The sequence below is a fragment of the Nonomuraea sp. SYSU D8015 genome (assembly GCF_008065375.1).
In the GTDB taxonomy this organism is placed as follows: Bacteria; Actinomycetota; Actinomycetes; order Streptosporangiales; family Streptosporangiaceae; genus Nonomuraea.
The window spans coordinates 340,458-357,182 of the sequence record NZ_VJYI01000002.1; the positions used below are offsets into that span (position 1 = coordinate 340,458).

The 16,725-nt window shown below is 70.0% G+C and carries 19 protein-coding genes and 1 tRNA gene; 11 read left to right on the forward strand and 9 right to left on the reverse strand.

The genetic code is table 11. The features are described from left to right. Positions 1–171 precede the first annotated feature (171 nt). Genes ID574_RS10780 through ID574_RS10790 form a run of 3 tightly spaced genes read left to right on the forward strand, consistent with a single transcriptional unit; the run spans position 172 to position 1,962 of the window. Positions 172–612 carry a phage holin family protein gene (locus ID574_RS10780; protein ID WP_188188675.1) on the forward strand — a complete coding sequence of 147 codons (441 nt, stop codon included), beginning with the start codon at positions 172–174 and terminating at the stop codon, positions 610–612. After that, positions 602–1,522 carry an alpha/beta fold hydrolase gene (locus ID574_RS10785; RefSeq protein WP_188188676.1) on the forward strand — a complete coding sequence of 307 codons (921 nt, stop codon included), beginning with the start codon at positions 602–604 and terminating at the stop codon, positions 1,520–1,522. Before ID574_RS10780 ends, ID574_RS10785 begins: the two co-directional genes overlap by 11 nt. Then, the gene (locus tag ID574_RS10790) at positions 1,519–1,962 is read left to right on the forward strand and encodes a DUF309 domain-containing protein (protein WP_188188677.1); all 444 of its coding nucleotides are present in this window, start codon (positions 1,519–1,521) and stop codon (positions 1,960–1,962) included. Before ID574_RS10785 ends, ID574_RS10790 begins: the two co-directional genes overlap by 4 nt. A gap of 154 nt (positions 1,963–2,116) precedes the next feature. Here the strand turns inward: ID574_RS10790 and ID574_RS10795 are convergent, their stop codons facing one another. Beyond that, positions 2,117–3,307 (reverse strand): MarP family serine protease, encoded by a 1,191-nt coding sequence (locus ID574_RS10795; protein WP_188188678.1) that lies wholly within the window; start codon positions 3,305–3,307, stop codon positions 2,117–2,119. Between the two features lie 82 nt (positions 3,308–3,389). Between ID574_RS10795 and ID574_RS10800 the strand changes: the two genes are divergently transcribed. Then, complete coding sequence (locus ID574_RS10800; protein ID WP_188188679.1) at positions 3,390–3,902, forward strand: HEAT repeat domain-containing protein; 513 nt, start codon at positions 3,390–3,392, stop codon at positions 3,900–3,902. A gap of 17 nt (positions 3,903–3,919) precedes the next feature. Here the strand turns inward: ID574_RS10800 and ID574_RS10805 are convergent, their stop codons facing one another. Further along, positions 3,920–4,561 (reverse strand): NUDIX hydrolase, encoded by a 642-nt coding sequence (locus tag ID574_RS10805; RefSeq protein WP_188188680.1) that lies wholly within the window; start codon positions 4,559–4,561, stop codon positions 3,920–3,922. 215 nt (positions 4,562–4,776) lie between these two features. Next, positions 4,777–5,499 carry an endonuclease III gene (gene nth / locus ID574_RS10810; protein ID WP_188188681.1) on the reverse strand — a complete coding sequence of 241 codons (723 nt, stop codon included), beginning with the start codon at positions 5,497–5,499 and terminating at the stop codon, positions 4,777–4,779. A 108-nt stretch (positions 5,500–5,607) separates the two neighbouring features. Between nth and ID574_RS10815 the strand changes: the two genes are divergently transcribed. Together ID574_RS10815 and ID574_RS10820 are read left to right on the forward strand one after the other, a co-directional pair. After that, positions 5,608–6,099 carry a hypothetical protein gene (locus ID574_RS10815; RefSeq protein ID WP_188188682.1) on the forward strand — a complete coding sequence of 164 codons (492 nt, stop codon included), beginning with the start codon at positions 5,608–5,610 and terminating at the stop codon, positions 6,097–6,099. A 118-nt stretch (positions 6,100–6,217) separates the two neighbouring features. Next, positions 6,218–6,898, forward strand: coding sequence for a Crp/Fnr family transcriptional regulator (locus ID574_RS10820; protein ID WP_188188683.1), 681 nt, complete (start codon positions 6,218–6,220; stop codon positions 6,896–6,898). Here ID574_RS10820 and ID574_RS10825 read toward each other — a convergent pair. The 4 genes from ID574_RS10825 to ID574_RS10840 are packed head-to-tail and all read right to left on the reverse strand — an operon-like array spanning position 6,880 to position 9,123. Then, complete coding sequence (locus ID574_RS10825; RefSeq protein WP_188188684.1) at positions 6,880–7,671, reverse strand: MBL fold metallo-hydrolase; 792 nt, start codon at positions 7,669–7,671, stop codon at positions 6,880–6,882. The genes ID574_RS10820 and ID574_RS10825 overlap by 19 nt on opposite strands. After that, the gene (locus ID574_RS10830) at positions 7,668–8,480 is read right to left on the reverse strand and encodes an NUDIX hydrolase (protein ID WP_188188685.1); all 813 of its coding nucleotides are present in this window, start codon (positions 8,478–8,480) and stop codon (positions 7,668–7,670) included. The genes ID574_RS10825 and ID574_RS10830 overlap by 4 nt, the downstream gene beginning before the upstream one ends. 32 nt (positions 8,481–8,512) lie before the next feature. Beyond that, positions 8,513–8,971, reverse strand: a complete 459-nt coding sequence (locus tag ID574_RS10835) for a RidA family protein (protein ID WP_188188686.1) — start codon at positions 8,969–8,971, stop codon at positions 8,513–8,515. Beyond that, positions 8,968–9,123, reverse strand: a complete 156-nt coding sequence (locus ID574_RS10840; protein ID WP_185069889.1) for a Sp36 family protein — start codon at positions 9,121–9,123, stop codon at positions 8,968–8,970. Before ID574_RS10840 ends, ID574_RS10835 begins: the two co-directional genes overlap by 4 nt. A 77-nt stretch (positions 9,124–9,200) precedes the next feature. On the opposite strand from ID574_RS10840, the gene ID574_RS10845 reads away from it, so the two are divergent. Further along, on the forward strand, positions 9,201–10,202 hold the full coding sequence (locus ID574_RS10845; protein WP_188188687.1) for an ATPase BagA: 1,002 nt from the start codon (positions 9,201–9,203) through the stop codon (positions 10,200–10,202). After that, complete coding sequence (locus ID574_RS10850) at positions 10,199–11,326, forward strand: ATPase BagB (protein WP_188188688.1); 1,128 nt, start codon at positions 10,199–10,201, stop codon at positions 11,324–11,326. Before ID574_RS10845 ends, ID574_RS10850 begins: the two co-directional genes overlap by 4 nt. 50 nt (positions 11,327–11,376) lie before the next feature. Here the strand turns inward: ID574_RS10850 and ID574_RS10855 are convergent, their stop codons facing one another. Beyond that, entirely contained in the window at positions 11,377–11,673 is a 297-nt protein-coding gene (locus ID574_RS10855) for a WhiB family transcriptional regulator (protein WP_020542548.1), read from the reverse strand. A 242-nt stretch (positions 11,674–11,915) separates the two neighbouring features. On the opposite strand from ID574_RS10855, the gene ID574_RS10860 reads away from it, so the two are divergent. Then, on the forward strand, positions 11,916–14,192 hold the full coding sequence (locus ID574_RS10860) for a transglycosylase domain-containing protein (protein WP_223166569.1): 2,277 nt from the start codon (positions 11,916–11,918) through the stop codon (positions 14,190–14,192). A gap of 559 nt (positions 14,193–14,751) precedes the next feature. Here ID574_RS10860 and ID574_RS10865 read toward each other — a convergent pair. Next, the gene (locus tag ID574_RS10865) at positions 14,752–15,222 is read right to left on the reverse strand and encodes a GatB/YqeY domain-containing protein (RefSeq protein ID WP_188188690.1); all 471 of its coding nucleotides are present in this window, start codon (positions 15,220–15,222) and stop codon (positions 14,752–14,754) included. Positions 15,223–15,311: 89 nt separating this feature from the next. Here ID574_RS10865 and ID574_RS10870 point away from each other — a divergent pair, with 89 nt between their 5' ends. Continuing rightward, positions 15,312–16,175 carry a metallophosphoesterase gene (locus tag ID574_RS10870; RefSeq protein ID WP_188189501.1) on the forward strand — a complete coding sequence of 288 codons (864 nt, stop codon included), beginning with the start codon at positions 15,312–15,314 and terminating at the stop codon, positions 16,173–16,175. 64 nt (positions 16,176–16,239) lie between these two features. Next, positions 16,240–16,313 (forward strand) — tRNA-Pro (locus ID574_RS10875). Positions 16,314–16,725 lie beyond the last annotated feature (412 nt).

The window sequence follows — 16,725 nt, forward strand, 5'->3', positions numbered from 1 at the left end:
GGCCGGACGCACGAGGCCTGGGCGTTATCTTCTCCGATCGGGTAGATCTGGGAGTCTAAGGAGCTCCACTGCCGGGACATGGCGGCGATACGCAGCACGTTCGGCTACGCGGGCGTCGCAATGCGCAAGATGATGATTGACACGGCCACCGGGCCTCGATAGGAGACGTTCATGCCGCAGACTCCCGAGGAAGAATCCCTGGGCTCCCTCGTCGCCCAGGCGAGCGCCCATATCTCGTCCCTGGTCCGCTCGGAGATCGAGCTGGCCAAGGCCGAGTTCAGGTTCGACGCCAAGCGGGTCGGCACGGCAGGGGGGCTGTTCGCCGCGGCTGCGTTCATGGCGCATCTGTGCTTGATCCTCGCCTCCTTCACCATCGCGTACGTGCTGGCCCAGTGGCTGCCGAATTGGGCGGCGTTCCTCATCGTGACCATGTTCTATCTGGTGGTCGCGGCTCTGCTCGTGTTCATCGGGATCAGGCGGCTCAAGGGGCTGGCGGGGATGAAGCGCACCGCCAGGTCGATCAAGGGACTCAAGGAGATCGCCACCCCCGAGGAGCCGGCGCTCCCCGCGACACTCCCAGATCGCGAGCCGGTGACCCGCGATGGCAGCTGACGAGTCCGTCGTACAGATCCAGGGGCCCTGGACGCACCGCGCGGTGCACGCGGGCGGCACCCGCTTCCACGTCGTCGAGGCCGGCGAAGGGCCGCTGGTCCTGCTGTTGCACGGGTTCCCGCAGTTCTGGTGGACCTGGCGGCACCAGCTCGTCTCGCTGCCGAAGGCCGGATACCGGGCGGTCGCGGCCGATCTTCGCGGCTACGGCGGCAGCGACAAGCCGCCGCGCGGCTACGACCTGCCCACGCTGGCCGCCGACGCGGCCGGGCTGATCCGGGCGCTGGGCGAGACCGGGGCGATCGTGGTCGGGCACGACTGGGGAGGCCTGCTGGCCTGGACGATGGCCGTGCTCGACCCCAAATGTGTGCGGCGGCTGGTCGCCGTGTCCGCGCCCCATCCGCTGCGGATGCGCAACGCGCTGCTGACCGACCCGTTCGGCCAGCTCAAGGCCAGCGGCGGGGCACTGGGATACCAGGTGCCGCTGCTGCCCGAGTTCCGTCTCACTCGGCGTGACGCGGCGCTGGTGGGCCGGTTCCTCGAGGACTGGTCGCGACCGGGCTGGCCGGAGGCCGAGGACGCGCGGGTCTACCGGGAGGCGTTCACGATCCCGGCCGTGGCGCACTGCGCGCTGGAGTACCACCGCTGGTTCGGCCGCTCCCAGTTGCGACCCGACGGCCGCCGGTACGCCCGCGCCATGCGCACCGAGATCGAGGCCCCCACGCTGCAGCTGCACGGCGCCCTCGACCCGCGCGCCCTGCCGCGTACGGCGCAGGGCTCGAGCCGCTACGTGGCGGCCCCGTACCGGTGGCGGCTGCTCGAAGGAGCCGGCCACTTCCCCCACGAGGAGATTCCCGACGTGTTCGACACCGAGCTGCTCGGCTGGCTGGCAGACCCGGAGCCCGACCGATGAGAGACCGCGACCCCGAAGGCCGGCCGCGCCAGGCCAGGCCGCGCGACACGTTCGGCAGGCCGCTCCCCTACGGCTCGCCGGGCGTGCCCAGAGTGCCCGACGACTACGCGCCCACCACCGAGCAGGCCCTCGCCGACGGCCGCCGGTTCCTGAGCGAGGGGCTGCCGTTCAACGCGCACGAGGTGTTCGAGGGGCGCTGGAAATGCGCCCCCGAGGAGGAGCGCGACCTGTGGCAGGGCCTCGCGCAGATCTGTGTCGGGCTGACGCATCTGCAGCGCGGCAACGGGCGCGGCGCGGTGACGCTCTTCAGCCGGGGCGCGGCGAAGGCGCAGGCGTACGGCGGCGCGTACGACGCCGTCGGCAAGGCCGCCTCCGACCTGAGCCAGGACAGCGACCCGGAGCAGGCGATCGCCCTGATCCTGGACAAACTCCCCGAATAGGGCAGATAGGGGGCCGCTGTGGTCCGGTGACGTGCCCGATCAGCGCAGCGCCGGGCCAGTGACGTGCCCGATCAGTACAGCGCCGGTCGGATGACGTGCCGGTCAGCGCAGCGCGGCGAGTACGCGATCAGCGTGACGTCCAGCCGGAGGTGAGTCAGTCGCACTCCTGCGTGCTGGCCGGCACGGTGTCGTTGCGGCCGGCGGAGGCGTCGGGAGCGACCTCCTCGGCCGTCAGCACGTAGCCGGTCTCCTTCTCGTTGACCGCCGCCGCGAAGATCACGCCGTAGACCCGGCCGTCGACCGTGAGCAGCGGGCCGCCGGAGTTGCCGGGCAGGACCGTGCCGCGGATCGCGTACACCTGGCGGGTGACGGTGTTCTCCCGGTAGATGTCGGGGCCCTCGGCGTCGAGCCGGCCGCCGATCCTGGCCGGCTCGGCGGTGAACCCCTTGCCCTTGGGGAATCCTGCGATGATCGCGTTGTCGCCCCGGCCGCCCTCGCCGTCGAAGGCGAGCTGCGGCAGGCTGAGCCCGGGCACGTAGAGCACGGCGATGTCGCGGCGCGGGTTGTAGCGCACGACCGTGGCCGAGTGTCTGACGTTGTTGTGGTCGATGACCTGCAGGTCCCTGGTCACGCCCGCGACCACGTGCGCGTTGGTCATGATCCGGCCGGGGGCGTAGACGAATCCCGTGCCCTCGATGTGCTTGTTGCAGCTCTCGGCGTTGCCCTGCACCTTGACGATCGCCCGCCGGGCCCGGCCGAGCCGGTCGCCCTGCAGCACGCTCTGGTCCGGCGGCGGCACGTCGATGATCGTGCCCGCGCCGATGGCGTCGAAGACCGGCGGGAACTCCGAGCGGTCGATGAACTTCTTGAACGGCTGCTGCCAGTTGCGGGCGGCCTGCGGGATCGCCTCGTCGACCGTGGTGAGCAGCGCGGAGTTCTTCACCTGGTCGACGAGCGCGGTGAAGCTGGTGGAGATGATCAGCGACCCGATCAGCCAGGCGAAGATCAGCACGGACAGCGCGCTGGCGAACGTGCCGCCGACGGCGTCGGCCAGCTTGGCGGGCTCCCAGGTGACGTGGCTGCGTACGACGGCGCCTATGGTCGAGGAGGCGAACTGGCCGATGGTGGCCGACAGGAAGACGATCACGATGGCCAGCAGCGCCTGCGGCGTGTCGCCGTCCACGACGGCCTTGGCGATCGGTGGCGCGATGAAGATGCCGAGCACGGCGCCGCCGGCGAACCCCACCAGGCTCATCGCCCCGATGATGAAGCCCTGGCGGTAACCCGAGATGCCGAAGGCCACCATGAGGCCGATCAAGATGAGGTCAAGCAGATCACCGCGCACGCTTCAAAGGTAGCCAGCGATACGGTCAAGCGTGCACGTCTTCGGCCAGGACGGCGTCACCCTGCTTACTACCTTGGGCGGTATGCCGCCGGCCGAGGGAACAGTGCGCGATCTCATCGAGGCAGCCCTGCACGACAGCGACCCTGACGGCCCGCTGCGCTGGCACGTGATCTCCGTGCTGCGCCAGCGCGGCGACCTGGAGTCCTTCATCGAGGCCCGCCGGCTGTGCGCGGCGGACAGCGTGGCCGAGCGGTTGCTCGGGGTGGACATCATGGGGATGCTGCGGCCGTTCGTGGACCGTACGCTGCCGGTGTTGCGTTATCTGGCCGCCAGCGAGCACGACGCCATGGTGCTCTACTCGGTGCTGATCGCCTTCGGGCATCTGGGCGACCCGCGGTCGTTGCCGTCGGTGATCGAGCTGGCCGGGCACGACGACGCCAGAGTGCGGTACGGCGCCGCGTACGCGCTGCACCACGTGCTCGGCGACCCGCCGGACCCGGCGGGCCTGGACACGCTGCGCATGTTGGCCGGCGACAGCGACGCCGACGTGGCCGGCTGGGCCTCGCTGGGCGTGGCCTTGCGGTCAGCGCACTAGCTCGAGCGCTGCCGCGGTCAGCGCGCCAGCCTGAGCACCTCCGGAGGCAGCTCCTCCACGCGCGAGCGGTCCCACGGCAGCTCCAGGCCGGCCTCGCGCAGCACCGAGTCCAGCACCATCGCCGTGAAGCCCCACACCAGCATCCCCCGCACCCGGAACGCCGGTCCCGCGATGCCGCTGAGATGCCGCAGCATGGTCCGGTTGCCGGGATCGACCAGTTCGGCGATCGGCACCCGCTCCACCGAATCGACCTCGTCGGGCGAGGCCGCGTGCACCGCCGACGGCTCGCGCCACCAGGCGATCACCGGCGTGACGCGGTTGTCGCTGTAGGTGAGGTAGAGCTCCGGCATCGTGCAGAGCACGTGCACCCCGCGCGGGTCGAGCCCGGTCTCCTCCTCGGCCTCGCGCAGCGCCGCCGCCACCGGCCCGCCGTCCTCGGGGTCCACGCCGCCGCCCGGGAAGGCGGGCTGGCCCGCGTGCCTGCGGCCGCGCGTGCTGCGCTGGATCAGCAGCACGTCAGGGCCGTGCGGGCCCTCGCCGAACAGCATCAGCACCGCGGCGTGCCGGCCTTGTCCGGCGGGTGGTCGCAGGTATCGGGGGACGCTGGTCCGCTGCGCCTGCGCCGCCAGTGTGTCGAGCCAGTCGGGCACTTGGGTCACGCATCCTCCAACACGCCGGGGGTTCCGTCACTTCCCGGAGGTCGTCGCCCCCGCGTCTCACCGCACGCTCCCTGCACCGCCTCACTTCGGCTGAGCCCCTTGGGAGACGGGGCATGAGGTGGGGTCCGCTGGAGGCGCGGTCTGAGGGGGAGCTGAGCTCTGAGGGCTGGGTCCGGGGATTTGTGGGACGTGGCGCGACGTCCGGCAGACAGCGTTCAGGAGAACGGGCCGTTCCTGACGAGCTTCTGGGCCTCGGCGGACGAGGTCGGGCCGGTGCCGTACGAGGGGCAGAGCGCGGCCAGCGGGCAGACGCCGCAGGCCGGGCGCCGCGCGTGGCAGATGCGACGGCCGTGCCAGATCACCCGGTGCGAGAAGATCGTCCACTCCCGCCTGGGCAGCAGCGCGCCCACCACGTGCTCGATCTTGACCGGATCGGTCTCCTCGGTCCAGCCGAAGCGGCGCACCAGTCGCTGGAAGTGGGTGTCAACGGTCAAGCCGGGCACGCCGAACGCGTTGCCCAGCACCACGTTGGCGGTCTTGCGGCCCACGCCCGGCAGCTTGACGAGGTCGTTCAGCTTGCCCGGCACCTCGCCGCCGTGGCGCTCGCAGATGGCCTGGGCCATGCCGATGATGCTGTTGGTCTTCGCGCGGAAGAACCCCGTCGAACGGATGATCTCCTCCATCTCCGACCGGTCGGCGGCGGCGTAGTCCTCGACCGTCGGATATTTCGCGAAGAGGATGGGGGTCACCATGTTGACCCGCTTGTCCGTGCACTGCGCGGAGAGGATGGTCGCGACCAGCAGTTCGAGCGGGTTGGTGAAGTCGAGCTCGCAGTGGGCGTCCGGATAGGTCTCCGCGAGGATGCGGTTCATCTTGCGCGCCCGCCGCACCAGTGCCAGCTGGGTCTCCGGCTTGCGCCCCGCCGCGTTCGTCGCCATGCCGCAAGAGTAGAACGCCTTCCGCGTGCCCGATCCATGCCATCTCCAAAACCCGTTGAACCCGGGACGTCGCGGAGCGCGTACAACGGGCGACCACGGGAGGAAAACATGCGACTGTCACATGCGCGACGGGCGAGGGACGACCAGGCCAGGGGAGCGGCGCTCGCCGACTTCGTCCGGCGCAACGGCCCGCTGAGCGGCACGGCGCTGCACCGCCTGGCCTGGGCCTGCGCGGCGGCCATGGCCCGGCTGCACGCGCGCGGCACGGCGGGCCTGCGGCTCGGCCCGCAGACGGTGGCGCTCGGCACCCGGGGCCAGGTGCTCATCGGCTGGGAGGGCGCGGCGACGGTCCGGGACGACCGGGCGATGTCAGAGGACATGCGGGATTGGGCCGATCTGGTGGTGTTCGCGGCGACCGGGTCGCGGCGCGGCGATCCCGACGTGCTGCCGCCCGTGCTGCGCACCGCCGTCGAGCGGTGCCGCCACCCGGATCCGGAGGTCCGTCCCGCGGCCGCACACGTGCTGCGGGCCCTGCTCGGGCACTCCATGGCGACCGCCGTCGCCTCGGTCGACGACCTGCTGGCCTGCCACGAACGATGACGAGCCCACAAAGGAGGCCATAAAAGGGGGTAGGCCTGCCCAAACCACTCTGCCGTTCCCATAACCTGTGTGTGCCGCCTTGAGTGGGGTGAGTCACAATGGCAGCAGAGGAGGCAGAGTGAACACCGACGATGTGCTGGGCAAGGCCCCCCTGTTCGCCGCGCTGGACCGCGAGAGCGCAGCCGCGCTGCGTACGAGCATCACCGAGGTCCAGCTCTCCAAGGGGCAGACGCTCTTCCACGAGAACGAGACCGGCGACCGGCTCTATGTCGTGCTCGAAGGCAAGATCAAGCTCTCCCGCACCTCACCGGACGGCAGGGAAAACCTGCTGAGCGTGCTGGGGCCGAGTGAGATGTTCGGCGAGCTGTCGCTGTTCGACCCGCGGCCGCGTACGGCCACGGCCACGGCGCTGACCGAGGTGCGGCTGGCCGGGCTCGGACACGACGACCTGCGCCCCTGGCTGACCGGCCGTCCCGAGGTGGCTCTGCACCTGTTGCGCGCGCTCGCGCAGCGCTTGCGCCGCACCAACGACGTGCTGGCCGACCTGGTCTTCACCGACGTGCCCGGACGCGTGGCCAAGCAGCTGCTCGACCTCGCCGAGCGGTTCGGCACCAAGACCGACGACGGCGTGCGGGTGCACCACGACCTGACCCAGGAGGAGCTGGCCCAGCTCGTCGGCGCCTCCCGCGAGACGGTCAACAAGGCCCTGGCCGACTTCGCCGGGCGCGGCTGGCTGCGCATCGAGGCCAAGGCCGTGACCATCCTCGACATGGACCGGCTCTACAACCGCTCCAGGTAGTCCAGCTGGGCCCGTACGGATATCTCGGCGGCGGCCCAGAGGGATTTGTCCACGTCCGCGTACACGATGCGGACGATCTCGCGCGGCGTGCGCGCCCCCTGCGCCTGCGCCGCCCTGATCTGGTCGAGCCGCTCGCGCCGGTGCGCGATGTAGCCGTCGAGCGCCCCGATCGGGTCGGGCAGCACCGGGCCGTGCCCGGGCAGCAGCGCCCGCGCCTCCAGGCCCTCGGCGGCCGCCCTGAGCCGGTCGAGGCTGCGCAGGTAGTCGGCCAGGCCGCCGTCGCCGGCGATGATCGTGGTCCCCCTGCCGAGCACCGTGTCGCCGGTCAGCATGGCCCTGTCAGCGGGCAGCCAGAAGCACAGCGAGTCGAACGAGTGGCCCGGCGTGCCGTACACGTGGATCTCCAGGCCCGCCACGGTCACCACGTCGCCGTCGGCGAGGCCCTCGTCGCCGAGCCTGTGGCGCGGATCCAGGGCGCGCACGGGGGCGTTCACCATCCCGGCGAAGCTCTTCGCCCCGCCGCTGTGATCGAAGTGGCCGTGGGTCAGCAGGATCTGGGTGACACGGCGATCGGCGAGGTGGTCGCGCACGCGGCGCAGGTGGCGGTCGTCGTCCGGGCCGGGGTCGACGACGACCACCTCCTCCCCCGCGCCGATCACCCACGTGTTGGTGCCGTCGAGCGTCATGATCGAAGGGTTGGGCGCGAGCAGGTTCTCGGCGTGCTCGGTACGGGAGCCGTCGGGCGTGCCGATCGGGATGTGCAGGCCGCTCATCTCATCACCAGCCGCATCTCGCCCTCGATCTCCACGGCCCTCGGGACGATGGTCACGATTTCCCTGTGAGCCGCGAGGACGTCCGACACGCCGGCGTGCGCCGACAGCTCGGTCAGCGTGTGGTAGGTGGGCGGCATCAGGAAGATCTCCCCCTGGTGCGCCAGCTCGACGGCGTCGGCGGGCCGTTTCCACACGACCTGGTCCGCCTCCCCGCCGACGTCCCGCGTGCGCTGGCCCTCGGGGAGAACGGCCACGAAGAAGCGCGTGTCGAAGCGCCGCGGCTCGATCTCCGGCGTGATCCAGTGCGCCCAGGGCTTGAGGAGGTCGGAGCGGAGCACCAGGCCGCGCCGGGCGAGGAAGTCGGCGAAGGCGAGGCTCCGGTCGATCAGCGCCAGCCGGTCGGCCTCCCAGTCGTCCCCCGTCGTGTCCGCCACCACGGAGTGGGGCCCCGGGCCGGCCAGCAGCACGCCGGTCTCCTCGAACGTCTCGCGTACGGCCGCGCACACCAGGCCGCGCGCGAGCTCCTCGCTCGCGGCGAACGCCGCCCCCCACTCCGCGGGGGACGGCCCGGCCCAGGCCACGGCCTGGTCGGTGTCGCGGGCGTCCACCGACCCGCCGGGGAAGACGTACGCACCCGCCGCGAAGGCCATGGTGGACTTGCGCCGCAGCAGGTAGACCTCGGGGCCCTGAGCTCCGTCCCGCAGGATCACCACCGTGGCGGCGTCCCGCGGAGGCACCGGCTCGACCCGTCCGGCGAGAACCTCCCTGGCCCGCGCGGCGAGCTCGGCTGGAAGCGGAAATCCGGTCACATGACCTCCTCCTAGAAGTGACATATCACCGCTCAGGCGACTTCCGCGATCAGCTCCACCTCCACGGGCACGTCGAGCGGGAGCGAGGCCACGCCGACCGCGCTGCGCGCGTGCTTGCCCGCCTCGCCGAACACCTCGACGAGCAGCTCACTGGCGCCGTTGCCGACCTTCGGCTGGTCGCTGAAGGCCGGATCGCTGGCCACGAACACGACGACCTTGACGATCCGCACGACCCGCTCCAAGTCGCCGATCTCCGACTTGAGCGCGGCCAGGGCGTTGAGCGCGCAGATGCGGGCCAGCCTGGCGCCCTCCTCGGTGGTCACCTCGGCGCCCAGCTTGCCGGTGCCGGCCACCTGACCCTCGACGATGGGCACCTGGCCGGAGGTGTAGACGAGGTTGCCCGTGCGCACGGCCGGCACGTACGCCGCCACCGGCTTCGGCGCCTGGGGCAGCGTCAGGCCGAGCTCCGCCAGCCGCTGCTCCGCCGTCACTGCTTCTCCCGCTTGAAGTAGGCGACCAGCTGCTCGGGCGTGGCGCCCTGCACGATCTGGACCAGCTCCCAGCCGTCGGAGCCGAAGTTGTCAAGGATCATCTTGGTGTTGTGGATGAGCAAGGGGGCGGTGAGGTACTCCCATTTCTTCATGGGGGCAACATTAGTGTGAGCAATCTCAAAGGGTGGGCACCGGCTTGCGTCAAGTGACCGTTCGGTAGCCTCGAATCGTGGACTCTCCGGACACGGATTGGGACGGCGTGCGGCTCCACGTCGTCACCGGGAAGGGCGGCACAGGCAAGACGACCGTCGCCGCCGCCCTCGCGCTCGCCCTGGCCTCGGGCGGCCGCAAGGTGCTGCTCGTCGAGGTGGAGGGCAGGCAGGGCATCGCGCAGATCTTCGATCTGCCGCCACTGCCGTACGAGGAGCGCAGGATCGCCGTGGCGCCGTCTGGCGGGGACGTGTACGCGCTGGCGATCGACCCCGAAGAGGCCATGCTCGAGTACATGGAGATGTTCTACGGGATGCGCCGGGCGGGCCGCGCGCTGACCAAGATGGGCATCGTCGACTTCGCCACCACCGTGGCCCCTGGCTTCCGCGACGTGCTGGTCACCGGCAAGACCACCGAGGCGGTGCGCAGGCGGGGCAAGAACGGCCGCCGGGTCTACGACGCGGTCGTGCTCGACGCGCCGCCCACCGGCCGCATCACGCGCTTCCTCAACGTCACCCAAGAGGTCGCCGGGCTGGCCAAGATGGGACCGATCAAGAACCACTCGGAGCTGGTCAGCGGTGTCGTGAAATCTCCTGAGACGGCGGTGCACTTCGTGACGTTACTGGAGGAGATGCCGGTCCAGGAGACGCTCGACGGCATCGCCGAGTTGCGTTCCGCGGGGCTTCCTGCCGGCGGGATCTTCGTCAACATGGTGCGCGAATCCCAGCTGCCCCAGGTCGCTCTTGACACAGCTGTCAAGGGCCGGTTCGACGTCGGGGAGCTCGTGCTGGGGCTCAAGGCCGTCGGGCTCGCCGACGGCGCGGAGGCCACGGCGCTGGCCGAGGCGCTCGCCGAAGAGATCGCCGAGCACGCTCACCGCGCCGCGTTGGAGCGTGCCGAGCGCGAGTCGCTGGCCGAGGCCGGCCTGCCCAGCTACGAGCTGCCGCTGCTGGCCGACGGCGTGGACCTGGCCGGACTGTACGAGCTGGCAGAGAGCATCCGCACCCAGGGAGCAGCGTGAAGAAGCCCGCCAGGCTGGACGTCGACGCGATACTTGACGACCCGCACACCCGGATCATCGTCTGCTGCGGCGCGGGCGGCGTGGGCAAGACCACGACCGCCGCGGCGCTCGGGCTGCGCGCGGCCGAACGCGGCAGGTGCGCGGTCGTGCTGACCGTGGACCCCGCGCGGCGGCTGGCCCAGTCGATGGGGCTCAGCGAGCTCGACAACACTCCACGGCTGGTCCAATCGTCGGACAACGGCGGGCAGCTGTTCGCCATGATGCTCGACATGAAGCGCACGTTCGACGAGATCATCGAGGCGCACGCCGACCCCGAGCGGGCCCGGCAGATCCTGTCGAACCCCTTCTACCAGTCGCTGTCCTCCAGCTTCTCCGGCACGCAGGAGTACATGGCCATGGAGAAGCTGGGCCAGCTGCGCCGCTCGGACGAGTGGGACCTGATCGTCGTGGACACGCCGCCGTCACGATCGGCGCTCGACTTCCTCGACGCCCCCGAGCGGCTCGGGCGCTTCCTGGACGGCCGGTTCATCCGGCTGCTGACCGCCCCGGCCAAGGCCGGGGGGCGCAGCGCCTTCCGGCTGCTCAACGCCGGGTTCGGCTTGATGGCCGGGGCCATGACCAAGCTGCTCGGCGCGCAGGTGATCAAGGACCTGCAGACGTTCGTGTCCGCGCTCGACGCCGTGTTCGGCGGGTTCCGGCAGCGGGCCGAGATGACGTACCGGCTGCTGCAGGCCCCTGGCACGGCCTTCCTGGTGGTGGCCGCCCCCGAACGGGACGCGATGCGCGAGGCCTCCTACTTCGTCGAGCGGCTCGCTGAAGAGCGCATGCCGCTCGCCGGCCTGGTGGTCAATCGCGTGCACATGTCCCCTGCCGCCGCGCTCTCGGCGGCTCGCAGCGCCGCCGCGGCCGAGGACCTTGAGTCCAAGGGCGAACACGAGCTGACCGCCGCCGTGCTGCGGCTGCACGCCGGGCGGATGCAGCTCACCGCTCGCGAGAGTCGCGAGCGGGAACATTTCGTCTCGGCCCACCCCACGGTGCCCGTGGCGCAGGTCCGCGCCATGTCCGAGGACGTTCACGATCTGGCCGGCTTGCGGCAGATCGGGGAGCTGCTGGCGAGCTCATAGAGGTACGGCCGGCGGACGGCGCCGGCCGTACTCGGCTCGCCGGGCCTGGATCAGCCCGCGATCAGCTCATTCGTCCGCTCGTACTCTTCCTTCGCCGACTCGAGCAGTTCTCGCCACGAGTCCACGTCTGGCCGCCGTCGAAGCAGCGCGCGACGTTCCCGTTCGGTCATACCGCCCCACACCCCGAACTCGATGCGGTTGTCCAGCGCATCGGCGAGGCACTCGGTACGGACCGGGCAACCCCGGCAGATGAGCTTCGCCCTGTTCTGCGCGGCGCCCTGCACGAACAGGGCATCCGGATCCGCACCTTTACAGGCGGCACGGGAGGTCCAATCCGTGATCCACATTTTCGACCCCACTCCCCTTAGGTGGTCAGTCGTCATTTGGGGCCGACGGGCGCGGGCGCCGAGCCTCCGTATTCAGTTGCCGCAGAGGAGAACGTACGCAACTACCCGTTCGGGCCGACAGACCCCAGAGGACCAAATTCTCGCGGCGGTCTTGACCGGGAATGACTAGTCACCCCCACCAGTCAAGGCGAAATGGGGTCGGGCTACCGATTAGGTCAGTCTTTCGACGTACTCTTGGTAGCGTGCAAGCGCAGCGCAAAGATCGCTCCAACCCCATCCTGGCCCTCCTGCGTCTGATCATCGCAGGGACGGCCGCCGGGGTGCTGGCGGCTGCCGTGGCGCTGCCCGCGGTCGGGGGAGCGGGCATGGGCGCGAAGAGCGCGGTGGAAGCCCTCGATCTCAAGCCCGAAGAGCTCGACGAACCCCCTCTTCCCGAGCGCACGATCCTGCAGGACGCCAACGGCAAGGAGATCGGGCGCTTCTACTACGAGAACCGCCAGTCCGTCCGGCTCGACCAGGTCGCCCCGATCATGCGCACGGCACTGATCGCGATCGAGGACTTCCGTTTCTACCAGCACGGGCCGATCGATGTAGAGGGAACGACCAGAGCCCTCGTGAAAAACTTCACTACCGGCGGTGTGACGCAGGGCGGTTCGTCGATCACCCAGCAGTACGTCAAGCAGGTGCTCGTCAACAAGGCCCAGACGCCCGAGGAGCAGGCGGCGGCCATCGCCCCGACGGTCTCGCGCAAGCTGGCCGAGCTGCGCTACGCGATGGCGATCGAGCGCAAATACACCAAGGACCAGATTCTCGAGAAATATCTCAACATCGCCTACTTCGGTGCCGGCGCCCACGGCATCCAGGCCGCGGCCAAGCGCTTCTTCGACAAGCCCGCCTCCAAGCTCAACCTCGTCGAGGCCGCCACGCTCGCCGGCGCCGTGCAAAACCCCGCCAGGACCGACCCCAACGTCGGCCCCGAGTCCCGGGAACGGCTCCTGCAGCGGCGCAACATCGTGCTCGACCGGATGCTCGAGCTCAAGATGATCACGCCACAGGAGGCCGTGGAGGCGAAGGCGAAGAAGCTGGGCTACAAGGACATCGAGTTCCCTGGCGGCTGCGAGGCCAGCAGATATCCGTACTTCTGCCTCTACGTGCAGTACGAGATCCTCAGCAACGACGAGTTCGGCGCGAACCCGGACGAGCGCCGGAAGCTGCTCCAGCGCGGCGGCCTGACGATCAAGACCACGATCGACCCCAAGATGCAGGCGGCCGCCGAGAAGGCGATCAAGAAGTACGTCTCCACCAAGGACAAGCCCGTGGCCGCGCAGGCCATGGTCGTTCCCGGCACCGGCGAGATCAAGGCCATGGCGGCCTCGCGGAAGTTCGGCGGGAGCAAGAAGAAGAACGAGATGAGCTACAACATCGTGGCCGACGCGGCACACGGTGGCGGCACAGGCTTCCAGCAGGGCTCGACCGCGAAGGTCTACACGCTGGCCGCGGCGCTCGAGGACGGCATGAAGTACGGCGACGGCTTCCCGTCCCCCGCTGGCTACAAGGCCGACGGATACAGCGCGTTCAAGAACTGCAAGGGCCAGAACGTCGGCGACCCGTCACATACGGTGCGCAACTCCAGCGAGAGCAGCGCCGGCTTCAAGACCCTCGAGAGCGGCACCTGGGGCTCGGTGAACACGTTCTTCATCAAGCTGCAGGAGAAGGTCGGGCTCTGCGACGTGGTCAAGATGGCCAAGAAGCTCGGGGTCAAGCGGTCCGACGGGCAGAAGCTGTCGGAGGTGGAGACGTTCACGCTGGGGGTCAACGAGGTCGACCCGGTCACGATCGCCAGCTCGTACGCGGTGTTCGGGGCACGCGGCAAATACTGCAAGCCGCTGGCCATCACCGAGATCACGAACCGGGACGGCAAGGCGAAGCAGTACAAACCCAAGTGCTCGCAGGTCCTGGAGGAGGAGATCGCCGACGCGGTCAACGGCATCCTGTCCGGTGTGTTCACCAAGGGCACGATGACCGAGGTCGGCGGCATCGGGCGGGACGCGGCCGGCAAGACCGGGACCACCGACAACTACATGTCGGCCTGGTTCGCCGGCTACACGCCGAACCTGGCCTCGGCGGTCAGCCTGGGCGACCCGCGCGGCGCCTCCGGCCACAGGCTCACCAGCATCACGATCGGCGGGCGGTACTACTCGCAGGTGTTCGGCGCGTCCATCTCCGGGCGGATCTGGAAAGACTCCATGATCAGCGCCTTGAAGGGGATCGAGCCGGTCGAGTTCACGCCGGTTGATCGGTCGCGGTTCGGCGGGTGCACGGAGAACTGCGCGCCCAAGCCCAAGAAGAAGAAGGACGAGGACGGCCCCCGGGACCCGTTCGACATCTTCGACCCGCCCGGCAACGGCGACGGGCCACCGGACCGCGGGCCCGGGGACGGGCCGGGCGGCGGCGACGGACGGGGTAACGACTTCGGCGACGGACGCGCGGACGTCGGGCCCCTCTTCCCAGGCGGCTGAAGCCCCGCCTCCTCCGCCTCTTGAGCGGAGGAGGCGTCCCCCCCACGGTCTCGGGTGCCCGAGAGGGCAGCCTCAGGCCGCGTGCACCAGCCCAGGCCGCCTGCGCCATGGGGCCATGGGGCCCACTGGGGGTGGGCGCTGGGCACCGCCCCACAACCCATGTGCAGGTCCCGAGGAAACGTGCCGCAGAGGCCTCAGGGGCACGTGCGCCGCCTCTCGGAGAGAGACCTCCCACCCCGGCGAGACCACCTGCCACGTCGCCGGGGACGGCCTGCCATCTCGCAGCCGCACATGCGTCAGCGCGCGCCACGCTCATTTGGAGGAGGCGCACTCATGGGGACCGATCCGGTGCCCACGACCGTGAGGGCCGGTCTCATGCCCACGACCGTGGGGTCGGGTCCGTGCCCACGGCCGTGGGTCGGCTCCCGGCTGGAGTCTGGGGCGGCCATCAGCATGTGCCCCGGTCGGGCATCCCGGTCTGGCCGGCCGCCGCGGGCGCGGCGGACAGCGGCTGGGGCGCTAGAGCCCGAGGCCAGGAGCCAGAAGTAGGAGCCCGAGGCTAAGAGCCCGAGGCTCCGGCGGCGAGGCGGGCGCGTACCGTGGCGGCCACCCGACCCCCCTCGGCCCTCCCCGCGACCTTCGGGTTGACGACCTTCATGACCTGCCCCATGGCCTGCGGCCCGGACGCCCCGACCTCGGCGATGGCGGCGTCCACGAGCGCGACCAGCTCCTCGTCGGACAGCTGTGCCGGCAGATACTCCTCCAGCACCCGCTGCTCATCCAGCTCCGCCTGGGCCTGCTCGGCACGCCCGGCGTTGCTGAACGCCTCGGCCGCCTCCCGCCGCTTCTTGGCCTCCTTGGTCAAAACTTTGATGATCTCGTCGTCGGTCAGCTCCCTGGCCTCCTTGCCGGAGACCTCCTCGACGTTCACCGCGGCGAGTGCCATGCGAATCGTCCGGAGACGTACCTCGTCCCGGCTCTTCAGCGAGGCCGTCAGGTCGGCCTTCAGCTTGTCTTTCAATGCGCTCATGCGGTCCATCTTGCCGTCTGTGCGAACACCTCGCGCCGGATGTCGGGCATCATGAGTGGGTGAGGAAAGCCGTCGCAGTGCCCCTGTCCATGCTCGGTCTCGGCCTTGCCGGGCTGGGCTACGCCACCGTGGTGGAGCGCAACTGGTTCCGGCTGCGCCGCTTCGACGTACCCGTGCTGGAGCGCGGCCAGCGTCCGGTGCGCATCCTCCACCTGTCGGACCTGCACCTGACGCCGCGCCGCACGATGTTGATCAACTGGGTCCGCTCGCTGGGAGCGCTGAAGCCGGACCTGGTCGTCAACACCGGCGACTCGATCGCGCACCCGGAGGCCGTCCCCTCACTCCTGCACGCCCTGGAGCCCCTGCTGTCCCGCCCAGGCCTGTTCGTGTACGGCTCCAACGACCTGTACGCCCCGAAGCCGAAAAACCCGGCCCGCTACCTGTGGCGCACCTCGAAGAACGAGCGCCGCCAGCACGTCCCCTCGCTGCCGTGGGAGGAGCTGGGCGCGGGCATGGCCGCCGAGGGCTGGCTCGACATGAACAACACCACGGCCCGCATCAAGGTGGGCGACTTGGACGTGGCGGTGGCGGGCATTCACGACTCCCACATCTCCCGCGACCGCTACGACCTCGTGGCCGGCCCCGCCCCGTCGGACGCAGACCTCCGCCTGGGCGTCATGCACTCTCCTGAGCCCCGCAACATGAGCCTGTTCGCCGCCGACGGCTACCAGCTCCTGCTGGCCGGCCACACCCACGGCGGCCAGCTCTGCATCCCGTTCTACGGCGCCCTGGTGACGAACTGCGGCATCGACCGCGCCAGAGCGAAGGGCCTGAGCCGCCACGAAACCGCCTGGCTGCACGTCTCGGCCGGCCTCGGCACCTCCCCCTACGCCCCGGCCCGCTTCGCCTGCTTCCCCGAGGCCTCGCTCCTCACCCTGGTGCCCCGCCGCTAAAGGCGGTCACAAGCACCTTGGGAGTCCGCTAGACTTTTCCAAGCACGCGCAAGACGGCGTGCGCCGGGGTGTAGCGCAGCTTGGCAGCGCGCTTCGTTCGGGACGAAGAGGTCGTGGGTTCAAATCCCGCCACCCCGACAGAGTTAGACCAGGTAGAGGGCTTGATCCGCTGAGCGGGTCGGGCCCTTTTCCGTTTCTGGAAGTCGATATGACCAGGTTGTGATCCTGCCACGCCTCACCTGCCTTGAGCTTCTGTGCGGCCTGACGTACGTGATGCTGCCGGAGTGCCTGAGCGGCCAGCGTGGGCAGTTCCAGCGTGCGGCGTGATTTCCGGGTCTTGGTGTCACCTCCTACTCGGTCGGCGCACCACACGTAGATGGCGAACTTCTCGTGGTTGAGCCCCACCTTGGTCACGGGTTGCCACTCTTTCGGCTGCCGGATGTCGGGATGGCTCGGCGGAGAGGACCTCCGCCTGCTCGGCGGCCAAGCGGGTGCCAGTGCGAGCGGCTGTCCAGCCTCTTTCGTCGCCGTCGGGCAGGACACCGACGCC

Excerpts from the sequence above, each read along its gene's own strand:
- ID574_RS10780 (WP_188188675.1), top strand. The coding sequence starts at position 172 with ATGCCGCAGACTCCCGAGGAAGAATCCCTGGGCTCCCTCGTCGCCCAG.
- ID574_RS10785 (WP_188188676.1), top strand. The coding sequence starts at position 602 with ATGGCAGCTGACGAGTCCGTCGTACAGATCCAGGGGCCCTGGACGCAC.
- ID574_RS10790 (WP_188188677.1), top strand. The coding sequence starts at position 1,519 with ATGAGAGACCGCGACCCCGAAGGCCGGCCGCGCCAGGCCAGGCCGCGC.
- ID574_RS10800 (WP_188188679.1), top strand. The coding sequence starts at position 3,390 with ATGCCGCCGGCCGAGGGAACAGTGCGCGATCTCATCGAGGCAGCCCTG.
- nth (WP_188188681.1), bottom strand. The coding sequence starts at position 5,499 with ATGGCGACGAACGCGGCGGGGCGCAAGCCGGAGACCCAGCTGGCACTG.
- ID574_RS10815 (WP_188188682.1), top strand. The coding sequence starts at position 5,608 with ATGCGACTGTCACATGCGCGACGGGCGAGGGACGACCAGGCCAGGGGA.
- ID574_RS10825 (WP_188188684.1), bottom strand. The coding sequence starts at position 7,671 with ATGAGCGGCCTGCACATCCCGATCGGCACGCCCGACGGCTCCCGTACC.
- ID574_RS10840 (WP_185069889.1), bottom strand. The coding sequence starts at position 9,123 with ATGAAGAAATGGGAGTACCTCACCGCCCCCTTGCTCATCCACAACACC.
- ID574_RS10855 (WP_020542548.1), bottom strand. The coding sequence starts at position 11,673 with ATGTGGATCACGGATTGGACCTCCCGTGCCGCCTGTAAAGGTGCGGAT.
- ID574_RS10865 (WP_188188690.1), bottom strand. The coding sequence starts at position 15,222 with ATGAGCGCATTGAAAGACAAGCTGAAGGCCGACCTGACGGCCTCGCTG.
- ID574_RS10870 (WP_188189501.1), top strand. The coding sequence starts at position 15,312 with ATGCTCGGTCTCGGCCTTGCCGGGCTGGGCTACGCCACCGTGGTGGAG.